This is a genomic window from Marinicella rhabdoformis (genome assembly GCF_009671245.1).
GTDB classification, from domain to species: Bacteria; Pseudomonadota; Gammaproteobacteria; order Xanthomonadales; family Marinicellaceae; genus Marinicella; species Marinicella rhabdoformis.
The window spans coordinates 85,175-100,809 of sequence record NZ_VTFS01000001.1 but is presented as its reverse complement, the minus strand read 5'-3'; the positions used below and the strand labels follow the sequence as shown (position 1 = coordinate 100,809).

Below are 15,635 nucleotides of genomic sequence, written 5' to 3'. Positions count from 1 at the left end.
TTAATTAAGGAATGTTATGAGCTTTGATTTGTTTGTTTTGCTAGATAAAACAAGTGCTGAAACGCAGCACAAATGGATAAAAAAATTAAAGCAGTCCGGAATAGAGGCTCAATTTCCAAAAGGTTTTGTTATTGGAAAAGAGGCGGCCTGCGACACCGTTGTTCAATGTCGGTTGACACCACCACTGGTGAGCAAAACCACAGAGTTTGAAGCTTATGAGTTTAATTTTGATTTCAGTGAATTAAATGATGAATTACGACAAGAACTCAGTGACTCAACAGAGGATGAGTCTATTCAACAGTTGGTTCAGTCAATGACTTCTGAATTACAGTTATACAGCCAAGCAGGCAGAAGCGATCATGCTTTGATTATTCAATGTTTTGCTGCGGCCTGTTTGGCTGACGCGGCGGATGGTTTGTTGTTAGATCCACAAGAGTTTGGTTTGGTTAAAGGCAGTCAAGCTTATGCTGTTGCTCAAACTCATTGTCAGTATGAGATAAGTCAGGGGTTTAAAGCGGAGCTTGAAGCAGGTCAACAGAAAACCGACGCTGAACCTTGTGATGCGGCTAAAAAGATTGTAAACAAACAGCAGGATTCAAAAAAAGAAAGGAAGAAAGAAGGAAAAAAAGGTGTTTCTGTGATTCTGCTTATTTTGCTTTTTATAGCCCTTCGAAACTTTTTTATGAATTGATAAGCAGTAAATGTGAAATATGCGAGAATGAAAAACAATTTTTGAAATCATTTTCAGTTGATTTTCATAGTTAGCCATTTTGTGAATTTAATTCTTGATTCAGTGCTAAATAATAATCATTTGATAGCAATCACGCGATGCTAATTTAGTACAATCACCTCGAGATTGTGTGTAAATAATATTCGGTTTATAATTTTTATATTAGTCAGATGTTAGTTATTTTGGCAAGCCTATTAATGAAAAATATGTGTGTCCTTGTCATTTCCTTGTTATTGCTTTTAAGTTATGACTAAAACTTGCCAGTCAATGTGTGTTGTTGTAATTAATGGCTCTTTATGGTGCTATTAAGTTTCTTTTAAATATTTAATGACACCTTTTGGTATTATTAAAAATTAATGTATAATGCATGGTATGAGTGAAAGAACTGCGTACTTGATCGATTTGTTGGCTTCTCGGTTGAAAGACTTGAGGTTAAAGCAAAACATCACACAACAAGAATTGGCGGACATGAGTGGTTTGTCTGTTAAAGCCATTAAGGGTGCCGAAAAAGGTGAGTGCCATTTAAAAACTTTTGTGGCTATTTTGATTCCTCTGGGCGCTGATGATTTGCTTGAAAACCTATTTCCTGAACCACTACCATCTCCTGTTCAAATGACCAAGCACGGCAGTAAAAAAATGCGGGCGAGAAAAAAAGGGGAGCCTGATAGTAGCGATGAGAGCCCAGACTGGTGATTGATTATTGCAAGATTAGCTACCTGGGACAGCATGTCGCTTCGCTGGGTTATGATGATGAAAAGCTCTATGGCTTTTTAGAGTACACCCCTGAATTTGTGGGCCAGGGTGTTGAGTTGGCCCCGATAACTATGCCGGTTAAAGCGGGTGAAATCTACAGTTTCAGACACATCAATCCCAAAACGTTCTTTGGTTTGCCTGGCATGGTGGCTGATTCTTTACCTGATCGATTCGGTAACTCCATATTGAATCAGTGGATGATCAGGATGGGACGGACCAAAGCCATAACCCCACTGGAACGCTTACAGTATACAGGCACCCGAGGAATGGGGGCTTTGGAATACAGGCCACAAATTGAATCCAGTGTGTTGACTGAGAAGCACCAGATTGAAATTGATGAATTGCGTCAATTGGCACAAGATGTGGTGCACAGCAGAAGCGATGTTAATGTCAGTGTGGGCAGCAACCCTGATGCGCTTAAGCCATTGATAGCCGTAGGCACAAGTGCTGGTGGTGCCAGACCCAAAGCCGTATTGGGCTTCAATTCTGATTTTTCACAGGCCGTCAGTGGTCAAGTTGATTTGCCCAAAGGCTTTGAACATTATTTAATGAAGTTCGATGGAGTGACCGAGACCAACCAGAACGAAGAAACCTTTGGTGATCCACAAGGTTATGGTGTTTGCGAATATGTGTACTATCTGATGGCGCAACAATGCGGTATCGATATGATGCCTTGTCACTTGTTAGAAGAGGGCAGTCGACGTCACTTTTTAACCAAACGATTTGACCGCGTGGGTAATCAAAAAATTCACGTCCAAACACTTACGGCCATCGCCCATGTTGATTACCAAACACCGGGTTCTTTTTCTTATGAAGAACTCTTCCAAGTCGCCAGGCAATTAAAACTGCCCAAAGCCGACGCGCTACAAATTTACAAACGCATGTGCTTTAACATCATGGCCATGAACAATGATGACCACTCAAAAAACTTCGCTTTCATGCTCAAAGACGGTCGTTGGCGACTTTCTCCGGCATACGATGTGGCTTATTGTTACGCGCCGAATAACCCTTGGGTTAATCAGCATTGGATGAGCGCGGCGGGTAAAAGAAAAGGTCACACAAAAGCAGATTTACTCCAGGTGGCCAAAAACAGTTTCAAAACGGTTGATCAGAAAGTATTCACTCAAATCATTGATGAAGTGGCAGAGGCCATTTCTGAATTCAAAAACTTGGCCACAACACATAACATGCCAAAATCACTGGCTGAAGAGGTACAAAAGCACCTGTGGTGATGAAATGGGTTCACGCCAGTCTTTAATTTATTGTCCTGCGAAATTTTCAGTCAATACCCTAAAGGCTCAGTTTAACTTGTTAAATTTGGCCTAGGTATAACGCGTATCAGCCACCATCATTTGTTGTAGGTGCTTGGCTATCATGTGGTGAGTTAATGCAAAGCCGGGTACAAGTGCAATAGACAGCCTCTGCCAGCGAAAGTGAGTTTGTAATGTGGTTCTGAGTCATGGCTGCCTTCTGTTTTTGCATTTTCAGTTTTTTCATTTTCAGTTTTTTCAAGCACCCCTTTTTCAACCAGAAATTCCAGCATGGCAGTTGATAATTCTTGGGCTTTGAGTTTGTTGGCTTGTATTTTTCCAGCTATGTCTAGCTTGGCACCCAAATCATGCTTGGCGTCTTTGGCCATTTGTGATGTGCGAACAATCCTTGATTTTAAGCCTTTTGATGCTTGATCTAACTTGGCAGCAATGTTCAGTTTGGCGGAAATATCCAGGCGTGTGGCGACACCTTTGGCCGAATAAACAGCTTTGAGTATTTTGGCTTCCATGTCTGATAATTCAGGCATGGGACCGGTGTATTCTGGGAACTGTAATTCGGGGAACTTACCATGAATTTTTTTATAAGATTCTTGGATGGAGCGTATGTCTTCTTCTTTGTTACCGGTTAATTTATAGGTGTGAAACACGCCTGATTCTTTGTTCTTGAAATCGACTTTGGCGAGGAAAATAGGTAAATCACAACCATCAGCGACATGGTAAAAACCTGTTTTCCACTTTTCGACTTTGCCTCGTGTACCTTCTGGGGTGAAGAGGAAGAAAATTTGGCGGCCTTTGTGCTTGTCGACAAAACGCTTGATCTTGTCAATTTGCCCCTGAGAACCTGAGCGGTTGATTGGAATGGAGCCCATCCACATCATCAAGCGACCAATGACTGGAATGCGACACCAGCTTTCCTTGATGGTGAAATAGATTTTAATATCAAATAAAACCGCAGCACCCATGGCATAAAAGACATCCCAGTTTGAGGTGTGTGGCGCGGCTATGGTGATGCCAGCACCTTCATAGTCAGATTTGATGGGCTTCCAGCCTGCCAGTTTGAACCAAACTTTAAAGAACAGCTTTAAAATGTATTTCACAATGAAGCCATCAAAAATGGTCTTGTCGCGTATTTGTAAATTCTTTTTGCTCATGTCGCTATTTTATCACTTGAAAGTGGAAACTTAAGATAACTTTTGTAACATCGAATCAGTGGCACTGACCAAGGCATTCACCATATCAGGTTCTTTCGAAGCATGACCGGCACGATCAACAATGGCCAAATGCGAGTCAGGCAGGGCTTGGTGCAGTTGATACGCTTTGGCAGGCGGTGTCAACATATCGTATCGACCATTGACAATGTACACAGGCATGCCTTCAAGAACCGACAAGTTATCTGCAATGGGTTGGTCTTCAATGAAACAATTGTGCACGCAAAAGTGGGCCTCTAACATGCCTTGGTGCCAACCGTCATTTTCCATGGCAGCTTCCATGTCTTCAGGTATCTCGTTGTCCTGCATGGTAAAACCATGTTCTTCCCAGCGCATCATTTCAAAAGCCGCCAGATTTCGAGCGGCGTCATCGCCACTGGTCATCATTTGATAATAATGCTTTAAAATTTCATGCTGCTTGGCTTCAGGCACTAAACCACTGTAGCGCGCATAAGCTTCTGGATTAAAACGACTCAAGCCTTCCTGCCACAACCATTTGTTCTCCGCTGGCGTACCAAAGAACACACCACGCACAATCAAGCCCAAAACTTTGTCCCTGTGTGTTTGCGCATAGACCAAACTCAAAGTCGAACCCCAAGAACCACCAAACACCACCCAGCGATCTATGTTCAAATGTTCACGAATGGCCTCCATGTCTTGGACTAAATGTTGTGTCGTGTTCTCAACAATGTTTCCTAAAGGTTTAGAGCGGCCACAACCACGCTGATCAAACAAAATGATGTGGTATTTTTCAGGGTTGAAAAAACAACGGTCATCTAAACCACAGCCAGCTCCTGGTCCACCATGAACAAAAACCACTGGCACACCATCTGGGTTACCGCAAGTTTCTACATAAATCTCGTGCCTGACAGAATCGAAACTGTCAGAAACGGTCAAGTGAAATAACTGATTGGGTTCGATGTTAGGGTACAGTGTTTTGGTCATGTTTGTCTTTAGCTGTGTGTTGGCAATTAGTGTGGATTAATCTTGCTTTTGCTAATTATAATGAACAGATGTACGCTGTGCCACAACAATCAAATTTACCGATAAGACAAATTGAACAATTGGGTCTGGTAAATGGCACTTGACCGCATCAATCCAAAGTAGTTAAATCTCAGTCATGCCGATCATCATATTAATTTTACTCGCCGTGTTTGGCCCAAGTATTTAGGTAAAACCCATGCCATCAGGCATTATGGCGTCATGTTCTTGATGGCTTCACCAATCATTGGCTGATATACTGAATCTTTGGCGCTGGGTGCGCTTGATAAGGTAATTAACAAACCAAGCCGCTTCAAAGCCTTTGCAATATGACCCATAAAATTAAATGAAAATTAATTTAAATGAAAGCAAACTTAAATGAAAAAGCTGATTTTGAAATATGCCTGAACAGATTGAAAAAATACCTTTGACGCTTGAGCCCAAATCTCAGCCTATGGCCTTGGTTCCGGTGATGTATGCATTAAAAGAACATGGTGCTTTTGACTCTTGGTCAGCGGCGCGTGATCTTGTGATGGATTTACAATTGATGGCACCGCAGGTGGTTTATGTGACAAAGGCAAAATTGAAAAAATTCAAAACTGTACTGGAAAGTTTAGACATCATAATAACTGAGGTTTCTGCCAAAAAGGCCGCGAAAATTGCACTAGAAAACAAACCCATTCGTGGTGAAATAAAAGTCCAAATCCGTTTGCCTCAACCTGAGATCTATAAAGAATTGGAAGATACACTCACCAGTCAAAAACTGATTTCACACATTAAATCAGGCGACAATGCCGACGGTATTTATCATTGGAAAGACGACCGCTGGTATCAAGATTACTACTTATATGCCTATAAAAAATCCGATATACCAGCAATAGAAACCATCATCAGCCGCTATTATTGCACGCTCATCAAAGACGAGTAGCATTAAACTGAAGCAAATAAAACTCAATTGATTACATTTATATTGCTTGTTATGTATCAACTCAATGCTACAATACACGACCTTGATATTTTTGTCCAAGACACCATATCATTGAATACAAAACAAGGGGACGACCTGGCTTCGACGTGGGTTACGAAACTTGTAGGTGCATGCCGAGGGAGACACATACCTCGTAAAACTCGAATGCCAAAAGTTATAGTTGCAAACGACGATAACTACGCTTTAGCTGCACACTCCTCAATTCTAAAATCAAAAGCAATCGTCACCATCAATTCAATTTGGGATCCAAGTCATTTATTAATATAAACTCTTTAAAGTCAGTTATATCAACTATTAGCGCTGAGTTGTATTGTTGAGAACTATGATTAATTAGCTTGCCAATTTGACTATTGCTCACTTTCTAGATTTATCGGTTAATACTGTCCTGTGACACATATGTGACAAATCTGTGTCACGTGCCTTTTTTAGCTGATTCTTTGATTGACCATAACTTTTACTTGTCACAAATTTGCGGAATAAAAATTATGTTGTTAAAAAAAGAATTGGTGTTAAGATTCTATCTCTTGAATTTATGAAATTTCACCTCATATTTTTATAACGATACAAGGGGACGACCTGGCTTCGACGTGGGTTACGAAACTTGTAGGTGCATGCCGAGGGAGACACATACCTCGTAAAACTCGAATGTCAAAAGTTATAGTTGCAAACGACGATAACTACGCTTTAGCTGCATAAGCTAAACGGACACTTACCCAAGCTTGCGTGAGTAAATTGTCCGTCATAACTAGCAAGATCGCTCTTTGTGCTGTTTAGACGCCAAGGGTTAAATCAAATCTGAGCTGGTGCGTTGCCATCCTGTTAGGCGGAGTGTAACGCATAAGATTAAAAGCCTAAACTAAGCATGTAGAGCCTCAAGCAGAGGATTTGCGGACGCGGGTTCGATTCCCGCCGTCTCCACCACCCAAAAAAAGCTACCTTATCAGGTGGCTTTTTTTTTGGGTGGCGGAGACGGCGGTATCATGAGAACCCACCGCGAAGCGGGGTTCGACTAAAAAGTCAGGAAGACTTTTTGAACGCACGAAGTACGACCCGAAGGGGGCAGCTACCGCGTCCTGCTATCGCTACACACCTACATCCATGTAGGCGAAAATACAAGGACGTAAATTTATAATTCCCGCCTAGAATCCAAATCATTAACTTCAGAAAATCCATTCCTGATATAGTTTAATTTTTCAAATGATTGTATTGCCAATAGGCAGCCCTTTTTTATTGGTGGAGACGGCGATTAGAATCGAACCCGTACAAAGTGGGTTCGACTAATCATAAGTGAGTTCTTGGGTCTTTTTTTTACTGATTAAAAAGACAAACATTAAAAGCGACCACTTCGAACTGCATTAATTGACTGAATTAAAATTCAGATGAGCAGGACAGCCAAAATGAACGTACGAAGTACGACCCGAAGGGTAAATTTACAAGGACGTAAATTTATAATTCCCGCCTAGAATCCAAATCATTAACTTCAGAAAATCCATTCCTGATATAGTTTAATTATTCAAATGATTGTATTGCCAATAGGCAGCCCTTTTTTATTGGTGGAGACGGCGATTAGAATCGAACTCGTACAAAGTGGGTTCGACTAATCACTAGTGAGTTCTTGGGTCTTTTTTCACTGAAAAGAACACTCAGTGAAAGCGACCACATCGAACTGCATTAATTGACTGAATTAAAATTCAGATGAGCAGGACAGCCTTTTTGAACGCCGAAGGCGGGCAGCTTCCACATCCGTGTTCACACGAACTACGGCATTACATGAACGCTTCTTTACCTCCGGCAAAACCACAATAATTTCATTGCCTGTTCTGCACACCTACATCCATGTAGGCGAAAATACAAGGACGTAAATTTATAATTCCCACCGTCAATAACACCTCTGTAATCAGTTTCAAAAATCTTATAAAGTTATGGTAATTTGCGATTGTGAACATCTAATGGGTGGTGGTCCCTTAACTTTTTCATATGCCTAATAATTTGCAAATTTTTATTTTCTTTTTTCTAATTGCTTCAGCAATGAATTCATTGAAATTTTCATTTGGGTAATCAGGGTTGTCTTTTGAGAACATTCCTATTTGCCTTGCAATTGTGCTAAATGTCTCAGCAAATTGATGATCTGAACTTGTTTTATTAATAGAGTTATAAAGCATTTTTAAATGCCTTAAATCTTCTTCTAAGTTGTCAATTGACGTTGATGAGTGGCCGCTATCTATTCTTCGATTAATTACTTTATTAAACTCATTATGATTAGCCTCAGTAGACTGAGTTTTCCTTCTTATGTATAATGTATTCAACTTAATATTTGTTCCAGCTTTTAAACTTAAAAATGGAATTTGTTCAGCAAGATCGTCAACTAGAATTACTTGAAATGTTTTTCCAACTAATGCACCATACTCAGAGGATTTAAAAGGAAAATCCAATACTTCGTATACTAATCCATCAGGAAGAAATGGTGTCAAGATATTATTCAAGTCTGACTTATCAATAATTCTTTCTATACCTTTTGACTCAGGTGTGTCACCATCTTTAACTCCAATCACAAGTATCCCGCCTCCAGAGTTGGACATCGCTAATAAATGCTTAGCTAGTTTACTTTTTTCAGGATATGTTTCTTTGAAGTCTAAATTGTCGAGCTCACCCACTTCATTTTTTAATAACTCGCGCAGTGCAGTTCTTGATGGGTTCTCAAAAAATTTTGTAAACCCCTCATGTAATTTTGGATTAATAGACATAATTAATATTATTAAACATTTGCTTTGTTATAATTAAGTTTTATATTGTACAGAAATTATTGCTCTTTAATGTGTCTAAAACTATAAAAACTGAATGAATCATCAAGCAAAACTAAACTGTCAAATTAATATGCCAATGCTATGTTCTGATTTCAATCCCCACAATTCACAAAAAATAAAAAATCAACTGGTTACTATCCCACTAATGCCTGTCAATACCGAAACAGGCAGCATCAGGCTCAATCTAGAGCTTGCCAAGAAGCCCCTTGATTGCCAGGAATACCTCTTTGTCCATGAATTGATTCCCCTCCATGAGCGCAACCACAATGAGCGATTCAAAAAGATATTGAATGACCTCATGCCAGATTGGAAATCACGCCGAGATCTTTTGAATAGATCACCACTGGCACATGAGGATTGGGAGTATTAGGAGAATTATGGATTTTCAAGTTATAAAATATGGTCAATATCCTCCTGAAAAAAGCTTCAATACAGGTTATCTTGTGGCAGATAATTGGGATGATTATGGATATAAAACACTGTTTCAGCTGATTATTTTCGATGATAGAGAGAATAAGCATGAAATAGGTAGCGTCAAGATTAGTTATAGGGGACACAGTAGTGAATGGACTGAAGAAAAATTACAAAGTAAATTTACAAATTTGCCTGAGGAATTTTATTCTTTAGGACAAGATGTTGATTACTACACTAACTTTGTAAAAATTTTTAAGTTAGAAAAAGCACGTGAAATTCTTACAGCTCTTAATGATATTGCCATAGAGCCACAAAGAAGAAAACAAATAGAAGATGAAGATGCATTTAAAACTTCATTATTAAGGGGGGTCAATTACTCGTCTATAGAACACCAATTTCAGAGAATACTGAACGGTGAAGCTGCACTTTCAAAATATGACTTTACATACAAAAAAGATAAATGTGAAAAATATTCAGATATTGAACTGAAGTTCAAAGTGAGCCCTAATAGTAAACCGTCTACAAATATGCATGTATTAATTGGGCGAAACGGAGTAGGAAAAACAACTGTTTTAAATAACATGGTAAACGCATTATTAAAAACTCCGGATCACCCAGAATCTAATCAAGAATATGGTGTATTTACTAATAGGCTTAATGATCTTGATTGGGTAGATGAAGAGCCAATAAGTGATGATTACTTCGCTGGTTTAGTTTCGATTTCGTTCAGTGCCTTTGATTCATTTGACCCTCCTGCATATAATTTAGACCAAAATCAAGGTAGGCGTTTTTCGTATATTGGACTAAAAAAGAATATTTCAAATACTGATGAACCAGAATGGGTTCTTAAAGATAAAGCACAATTAGGTATAGAGTTTGCTGACAGTCTTACAAATTTTTTTGCCTATTCAGCTAAAAATAGAAGATGGTTAAATGCCATTGCTACATTGGAGTCAGATTCTAATTTCAAAGATATGGATATACATAGGCTGGTTAAATTATTTGACAGGGACAGCTCTAAAAATAAACAAAAATTTAATAGATCTGCTCAAAAGTTTTTTAAACTTTTGAGCTCAGGACATGCGATTGTTTTATTATCCATAACAAAGTTAGTTGAAACGGTTGAAGAAAAAACTATAGTTTTTGTTGATGAACCCGAGAGCCATCTTCACCCTCCACTTTTATCCGCATTTATTAGGGCTTTGAATGATATATTAGTTAATAGAAACGGGTTGGCAATTATTGCAACTCATTCTCCTGTTGTTCTACAGGAAATTCCTAAGTCTTGTGTGAATATTCTTATTAGAAATGGAATTGTAATGAATGTGTATGAACCAGAAATTGAAACGTTTGCAGAAAATGTTGGTATTCTAACCAGAGAAGTATTTCGCCTGGAAGTCTCGAAATCAGGATTTCACGATTTATTAAGTCAGTCTGTTGATGAGGGAAAAAATTATGAAGAAATTATAGATGCATACGACGGTCAAATTGGATTTGAAGGAAAAGCATTGCTCAGATCTTTGATTCTATCAAAAAAGCATAAACAGACTGAGGGATAATGAGGAAAATCAATCCACCAAGCCACGATGCTGAAGCTACATTTAATCTATGTTTCGATAGTATTCCAGGCGATAAACACGATTTGATACAGAGAATTGGTAATATTTCAAAGCAAATTTTAGATGCTGGAAATGAGTATGCCTTAAAAGCTGACACAGAAGACTTTCATCAAATTAAATCAGTCAGTTGTAAAAATGATCAAATAGCAATAGGTCAAGTAACAAAAGCAGAGCTAAAAGGCTTATATACTGAACATATGGTTCCTAAAAGAAAGCCTGCGAGAAACGTTTATGATGAAATTAAATCTTTAGCTATTAATGGTATATGCCCTTATTGCGGAGTTGGTTTTGTAAATCCACTTGATCACTACCTTCCAAAATCAAAATTCCCTTTAATTTCTGTTTTACCAATAAACCTGGTACCTTCTTGTCAAGACTGTAATAAAGATAAACTATCAGGAATAGCCACAGAAAAAAGAAAGCTCACTTTACACCCTTATTTTAGTGATTCTAAGTTTTATGAAAAACAATGGTTGTATGCAGAAGTAATTGAAACAAGACCAGCTTCAATACAATTTTTAGTCAATCCACCAAGTGATTGGGATGAAGAATCAAAAAATAGAGTCAAAGTGCATTTTAATGATTTTGATTTGAATTCTAAGTATGTGAAATTATGTGCTGAAGAACTGTCAACACTTAAAGACTTATTGGGAATTTACTTGGAAAATACAGGAGTGAGTGAAATAAAAAACTATCTGAATAATCAGTTTTTAGTCCAATATCGGAAAAATAAAAATTCATGGCAATCAGCAATGTATCAAGCATTATCAAATAATGATTGGTATTGCCAAGGCGGTTTTAATTGATTAATCAATTCACTGTGCTAATGATCATGCTAGGTTGCATACTTGTAAAATATTTAATTACTTATTGAAAGGATTGTAGAAAATTTTTATGAAAAGTTTTATTTCAGAATCAGTAGAGTTACTGAACAAGTATCACAAGGCTGAACTCAAGAATCTTAATAAGGAGGTTAAGAGCGAATTCAGTGAAAATTATAAAAAATTCAAAGCATTTACCGATTCATTAATTGAAAAGTCGAAAATCAAAATTGATCAAAAGCAGCATGGTGGCTGGCAGAATAGCGGGAATGTAATGACATATCTTTGGAACCGCTATTCCTCATCTTTAAATGAGTACAGTCACATAGTGATAGGTATTTCGATAAATCACAATGGGTTAAATTTCAACATTGATATACATAGAAATAAATCAAATGCTTACGAAAACTTAATTTGCAACGAAATTTACAATCATCTAATTAGTAAAGCGAAATCAATATCTAAAAAGTATCAAGAATATTTTGAGTTTCTTGTTGAAGACAAACAATTTTATTTTAATTTAAAAAATGAAAATGTTTTATCTGAAAATTCTGAACTTTTTATTGAGCTAATTAGAGATTTAAATGAAATCTATATTGATTCGAACGATTCATTTTATACTAATAATCAAGAAATAAACTTTTGCTTATGGTCAACCTCGAGTGGTCAGATAAGCGAAAAAACATTAGCAATTTACCATGATGCATTAAAACGATTATTTAAGAACCTAATAGAAGAAGAGCCTTACTTGTCAAAAAGCTATATCAAAGTTGAATCTATTTTTGACCTAACATCTTCAGAAAAAACGAGCTCTTTAATCACTGAAGTTGAAAATCTTGGCAAAGGTGTTTTAACTAAAGAAAGCTACAAACACCTCAAACAAGCACTCAACAAGTATCAAGCCTTTTTAAAAAACAATCAAACGAATACCAATTACTGGATTTTCCAATGTAATCCTAATATTTACAACATTGTTGAAGCACTAAATAATGAGCATGTTAATAGCTGGAAAGTTGCAGCTCACAAAACAAAAATAAGAAAAGGTGACAAAGTCATATTATGGCTAACTGGAAAAAACTCTGGTTGTTATGCTCTGGCTGAAGTTATCTCACATGTTCACCAGTTTGAAGAAGAAGATGCTGAGAAGCAATATTATCTAAAACCATCCGAAACCCAAATTACTGAAAGGGTAAAAATTAAAGTCATCAAAAACATGGCTGACAATCCAATATTATCTAATGAAACCAGCAGAGATATAGCTTTTTCAGAATTTAAAGCCGGAAATCAGGGCACTAATTTTGAGGCTACTGAAGAGCAGTATCTAGAGTTACTAAACTGGTATCAGACAAAGGTTGAAAAGCGTATGAAACCACCCAAAAATCAAATTCTATATGGTCCACCAGGTACTGGTAAAACATATTATTTGAAAGATCAACTGTTTGATAAATATACGTCTAAAGGTTCATCAATATCTAAAGAACAGTTTTTTGAAAATGTTGTTAGTAATTGTTCTTGGTGGAAAGTCATAGCAATCGCATTGTTGGACTTAGGAAAGTCAAAAGTCTCAGATATTTTTGAACATGAGTGGGTTCAAAAAAAGGCCAGTCTGTCTAATTCCAATACAGTTAGACCAACGCTATGGGGACAGTTACAAAGCCATACTATTAATGAATGTGAATTTGTGAATGTTTCGAATAGAATGAGCCCTCATATTTTCACTAAAACAAAAGACTCATACTGGGAGGTGTTGGAGGAACAAGTTAATGAGCTAATTCCCGAGTTAATTGATTTAAAGAACTCCGTTGAAAACTATAAAGCTGATCCAGATAAAGTTATTAAGCATTATGATTTTGTGACTTTCCATCAGTCCTTTGCATATGAGGATTTTATAGAAGGCATTAAACCAGTTTTTCCAGAGGATGAAGATGAGGTAAAAGATTTAGGTTATACAGTCGAGGATGGTGTGTTTAAAAAACTCTGTATTAAAGCAGAAAAAGACCCAGATAATAGGTATGCTATTTTTATTGATGAAATCAATCGAGGTAATGTGTCTGCAATTTTCGGTGAATTAATCACTTTGGTTGAAACAGATAAAAGAAAAGGTGCTAAGAACGAAATAAGCATCACATTGCCATATTCCAAAGATCAATTCAGTGTTCCTTCAAATTTGGATATTTATGGAACTATGAACACAGCTGATCGATCTGTAGAGGCTTTGGATACAGCATTAAGACGTCGCTTTGAATTTAAAGAAGTGATGCCTGATATGAGAGTTATTGAAAGCCACGAAGTTGATGGCATCAAGCTTCCAGATTTATTAAGTACAATTAATCAACGCATTGAACTGTTAATTGATAGAGATCACACCATAGGACATTCATACTTTATTGGAATTGATACAAAGAAAAAGTTGGCTAAAGCATTCAACAACAAAATAATGCCTTTGCTTCAAGAATTCTTTTATGGTGATTATGGAAAGATTGGTTTGGTACTTGGTAAAGGGTTCGTTGAGAAGAAGAAAAATGATGATATTTCTTTTGCAAATTTTACTTACGAAAATTTAAATGACTTCAAAAACCCATCCTATGTTTTGAAAACAGTTAATAGTGAAAATATTATGGAAGCTGTATCTGACTTGTTTAATAAAAAAGAAACTAACTAAGCTTAGTTGTGGAAAGATTTAAAACAATTTCAGTTTTTGAACATCAACGCTTATATGTGGGTGAGCTTGGTTTCAAGCAGTCACATTTAGATGCATTCCTAAAATTAAATGAACTTCATGATGGCAATTACTTTGATCCTATTTCTAAAGGGATTAAATTTAAGCAATTTGTTGGTGTTATCCAAGTCGATGGATTAATCATAGAGATTAACCCGAAAGCAGATAAAGACGATGATGATGGTAAATGGAAAGGCCTGTTATTAAAGATGTTACAGACATGTGGCAAATTAAAAGCTGAATCAACAAGCGCGGCTCATGTGAAACAGCAAAACTTGAACCTATTAGAAGTCTATTTTGATTTGTTTTTACATGAAGTTGACGGATTAATCAGAAAAGGGTTGATCAAGAAATACAGAAAACAAACCAAAAATACTTATGCACTAAAAGGAAAACTAGAGTTTGCAGGACACATCAGAAACAATGCAGTGCATAAAGAACGCTTTTATACGACTCACCATGTCTACGACACAGACCATTTAATTCATCAAATATTATTGAAAGCACTAAATATAGTTGACCAGTTTACCAGCGGTACAAGGTTGCATGATTTCAGTAAAAGAGTCTTATTAAACTTTCCAGAAATTGCGGACAAAAAAATCACATCGAAGCAGTTAAACAACATTCAGCTCAATAAGAAAACATTAAGTTATTCTTATGCTTTAGAGCTGGCAAGGTTGATCATTTTTAATTATTCGCCTGATATAGCCAGTGGCAAAGAAAAAATGTTATCTCTGTTGTTCGATATGAATGAACTGTGGGAAGAATACATTCTGAAGCAATTGCATAAGTCTTGTTTGGGAACAGATATTGAAGTATCTGGACAAGAGTCCAAGGCATTCTGGGGAAGTAACAGCTTAAAGCCAGATATCGTCTTAAGAAAAGGTTGTGATACATATATTCTTGATACCAAGTGGAAAAGACCTTTGAATATTTCTGCTTCAGTTTCTGACTTAAGGCAAATTTATAGCTATTGTAGATTTTGGGACGCTAAAAAGGGATTGTTGCTATATCCAGGTAATAGCCAGGAAAACAAATTTCAAAGCTATAAAACAGATGATTATTCAAATGACTCAGAAAACGAGCCAAAGCACATCAAGCATCAATGCAAAATGGGCTATGTAACAGTCTTCAATCCAAACACTTTAGAACTGGATGAGCAAATTGGAGAAAATATTCTCAATATTCTAGAAATCAGTTAAAGATCACAATTGGTGGTAATAATGGTGGTAATTTCAAATCAAATAATTTTTAGCAATTTATTCACATTTAATATCAATGACTTATAAATAAGTTCGGCGTTCGCCGTCTCCACCAACAAATAAGG

13 protein-coding genes and 1 other RNA gene are annotated in these 15,635 nt (G+C 37.0%); 10 read left to right on the top strand and 4 right to left on the bottom strand.

Annotated elements, in window-relative coordinates:
- The first annotated feature begins 16 nt into the window (after positions 1-16).
- The 3 genes from FET73_RS00415 (at position 17) to FET73_RS00405 (ending at position 2,715) form a co-directional block, all read left to right on the top strand.
- Positions 17-691 (top strand): hypothetical protein, encoded by a 675-nt coding sequence (locus tag FET73_RS00415; RefSeq protein WP_154221954.1) that lies wholly within the window; start codon positions 17-19, stop codon positions 689-691.
- A 411-nt stretch (positions 692-1,102) separates the two neighbouring features.
- Positions 1,103-1,423 (top strand): helix-turn-helix transcriptional regulator, encoded by a 321-nt coding sequence (locus FET73_RS00410; protein WP_179952028.1) that lies wholly within the window; start codon positions 1,103-1,105, stop codon positions 1,421-1,423.
- Positions 1,420-2,715, top strand: coding sequence for a type II toxin-antitoxin system HipA family toxin (locus FET73_RS00405; protein WP_343032256.1), 1,296 nt, complete (start codon positions 1,420-1,422; stop codon positions 2,713-2,715). Before FET73_RS00410 ends, FET73_RS00405 begins: the two co-directional genes overlap by 4 nt.
- Positions 2,716-2,867: 152 nt before the next feature.
- Here FET73_RS00405 and FET73_RS00400 read toward each other — a convergent pair whose 3' ends face one another.
- The 3 genes from FET73_RS00400 to FET73_RS15365 all read right to left on the bottom strand — a co-directional run bounded on the left by FET73_RS00400 (position 2,868) and on the right by FET73_RS15365 (position 5,281).
- Positions 2,868-3,905: a 1-acyl-sn-glycerol-3-phosphate acyltransferase gene (locus FET73_RS00400; protein WP_218944227.1), complete on the bottom strand. Its 1,038-nt coding sequence runs from the start codon at positions 3,903-3,905 to the stop codon at positions 2,868-2,870.
- A gap of 30 nt (positions 3,906-3,935) precedes the next feature.
- Positions 3,936-4,907, bottom strand: a complete 972-nt coding sequence (gene pip / locus FET73_RS00395; RefSeq protein ID WP_154221951.1) for a prolyl aminopeptidase — start codon at positions 4,905-4,907, stop codon at positions 3,936-3,938.
- Between the two features lie 248 nt (positions 4,908-5,155).
- Positions 5,156-5,281 (bottom strand): hypothetical protein, encoded by a 126-nt coding sequence (locus FET73_RS15365; RefSeq protein WP_281347576.1) that lies wholly within the window; start codon positions 5,279-5,281, stop codon positions 5,156-5,158.
- Between the two features lie 62 nt (positions 5,282-5,343).
- Between FET73_RS15365 and FET73_RS00390 the strand changes: the two genes are divergently transcribed.
- Entirely contained in the window at positions 5,344-5,871 is a 528-nt protein-coding gene (locus tag FET73_RS00390; RefSeq protein ID WP_154221950.1) for a hypothetical protein, read from the top strand.
- Between the two features lie 627 nt (positions 5,872-6,498).
- Positions 6,499-6,852: a transfer-messenger RNA gene (gene ssrA / locus FET73_RS00385) on the top strand.
- Between the two features lie 1,052 nt (positions 6,853-7,904).
- Here ssrA and FET73_RS00380 read toward each other — a convergent pair.
- On the bottom strand, positions 7,905-8,675 hold the full coding sequence (locus FET73_RS00380) for an AlbA family DNA-binding domain-containing protein (protein WP_154221949.1): 771 nt from the start codon (positions 8,673-8,675) through the stop codon (positions 7,905-7,907).
- Positions 8,676-8,769: 94 nt separating this feature from the next.
- Here FET73_RS00380 and FET73_RS00375 point away from each other — a divergent pair, with 94 nt between their 5' ends.
- From FET73_RS00375 to FET73_RS00355, 5 genes are all read left to right on the top strand, one after another.
- On the top strand, positions 8,770-9,105 hold the full coding sequence (locus FET73_RS00375) for a M48 metallopeptidase family protein (protein WP_154221948.1): 336 nt from the start codon (positions 8,770-8,772) through the stop codon (positions 9,103-9,105).
- A gap of 7 nt (positions 9,106-9,112) precedes the next feature.
- Positions 9,113-10,708 (top strand): AAA family ATPase, encoded by a 1,596-nt coding sequence (locus FET73_RS00370; RefSeq protein WP_154221947.1) that lies wholly within the window; start codon positions 9,113-9,115, stop codon positions 10,706-10,708.
- Positions 10,708-11,574, top strand: coding sequence for an HNH endonuclease (locus FET73_RS00365; protein WP_154221946.1), 867 nt, complete (start codon positions 10,708-10,710; stop codon positions 11,572-11,574). Before FET73_RS00370 ends, FET73_RS00365 begins: the two co-directional genes overlap by 1 nt.
- A gap of 88 nt (positions 11,575-11,662) precedes the next feature.
- Positions 11,663-14,251 (top strand): EVE domain-containing protein, encoded by a 2,589-nt coding sequence (locus FET73_RS15125; protein ID WP_218944226.1) that lies wholly within the window; start codon positions 11,663-11,665, stop codon positions 14,249-14,251.
- Positions 14,252-14,259: 8 nt separating this feature from the next.
- The gene (locus FET73_RS00355) at positions 14,260-15,510 is read left to right on the top strand and encodes a 5-methylcytosine restriction system specificity protein McrC (RefSeq protein WP_179952027.1); all 1,251 of its coding nucleotides are present in this window, start codon (positions 14,260-14,262) and stop codon (positions 15,508-15,510) included.
- The last annotated feature ends 125 nt before the right edge of the window (positions 15,511-15,635 follow it).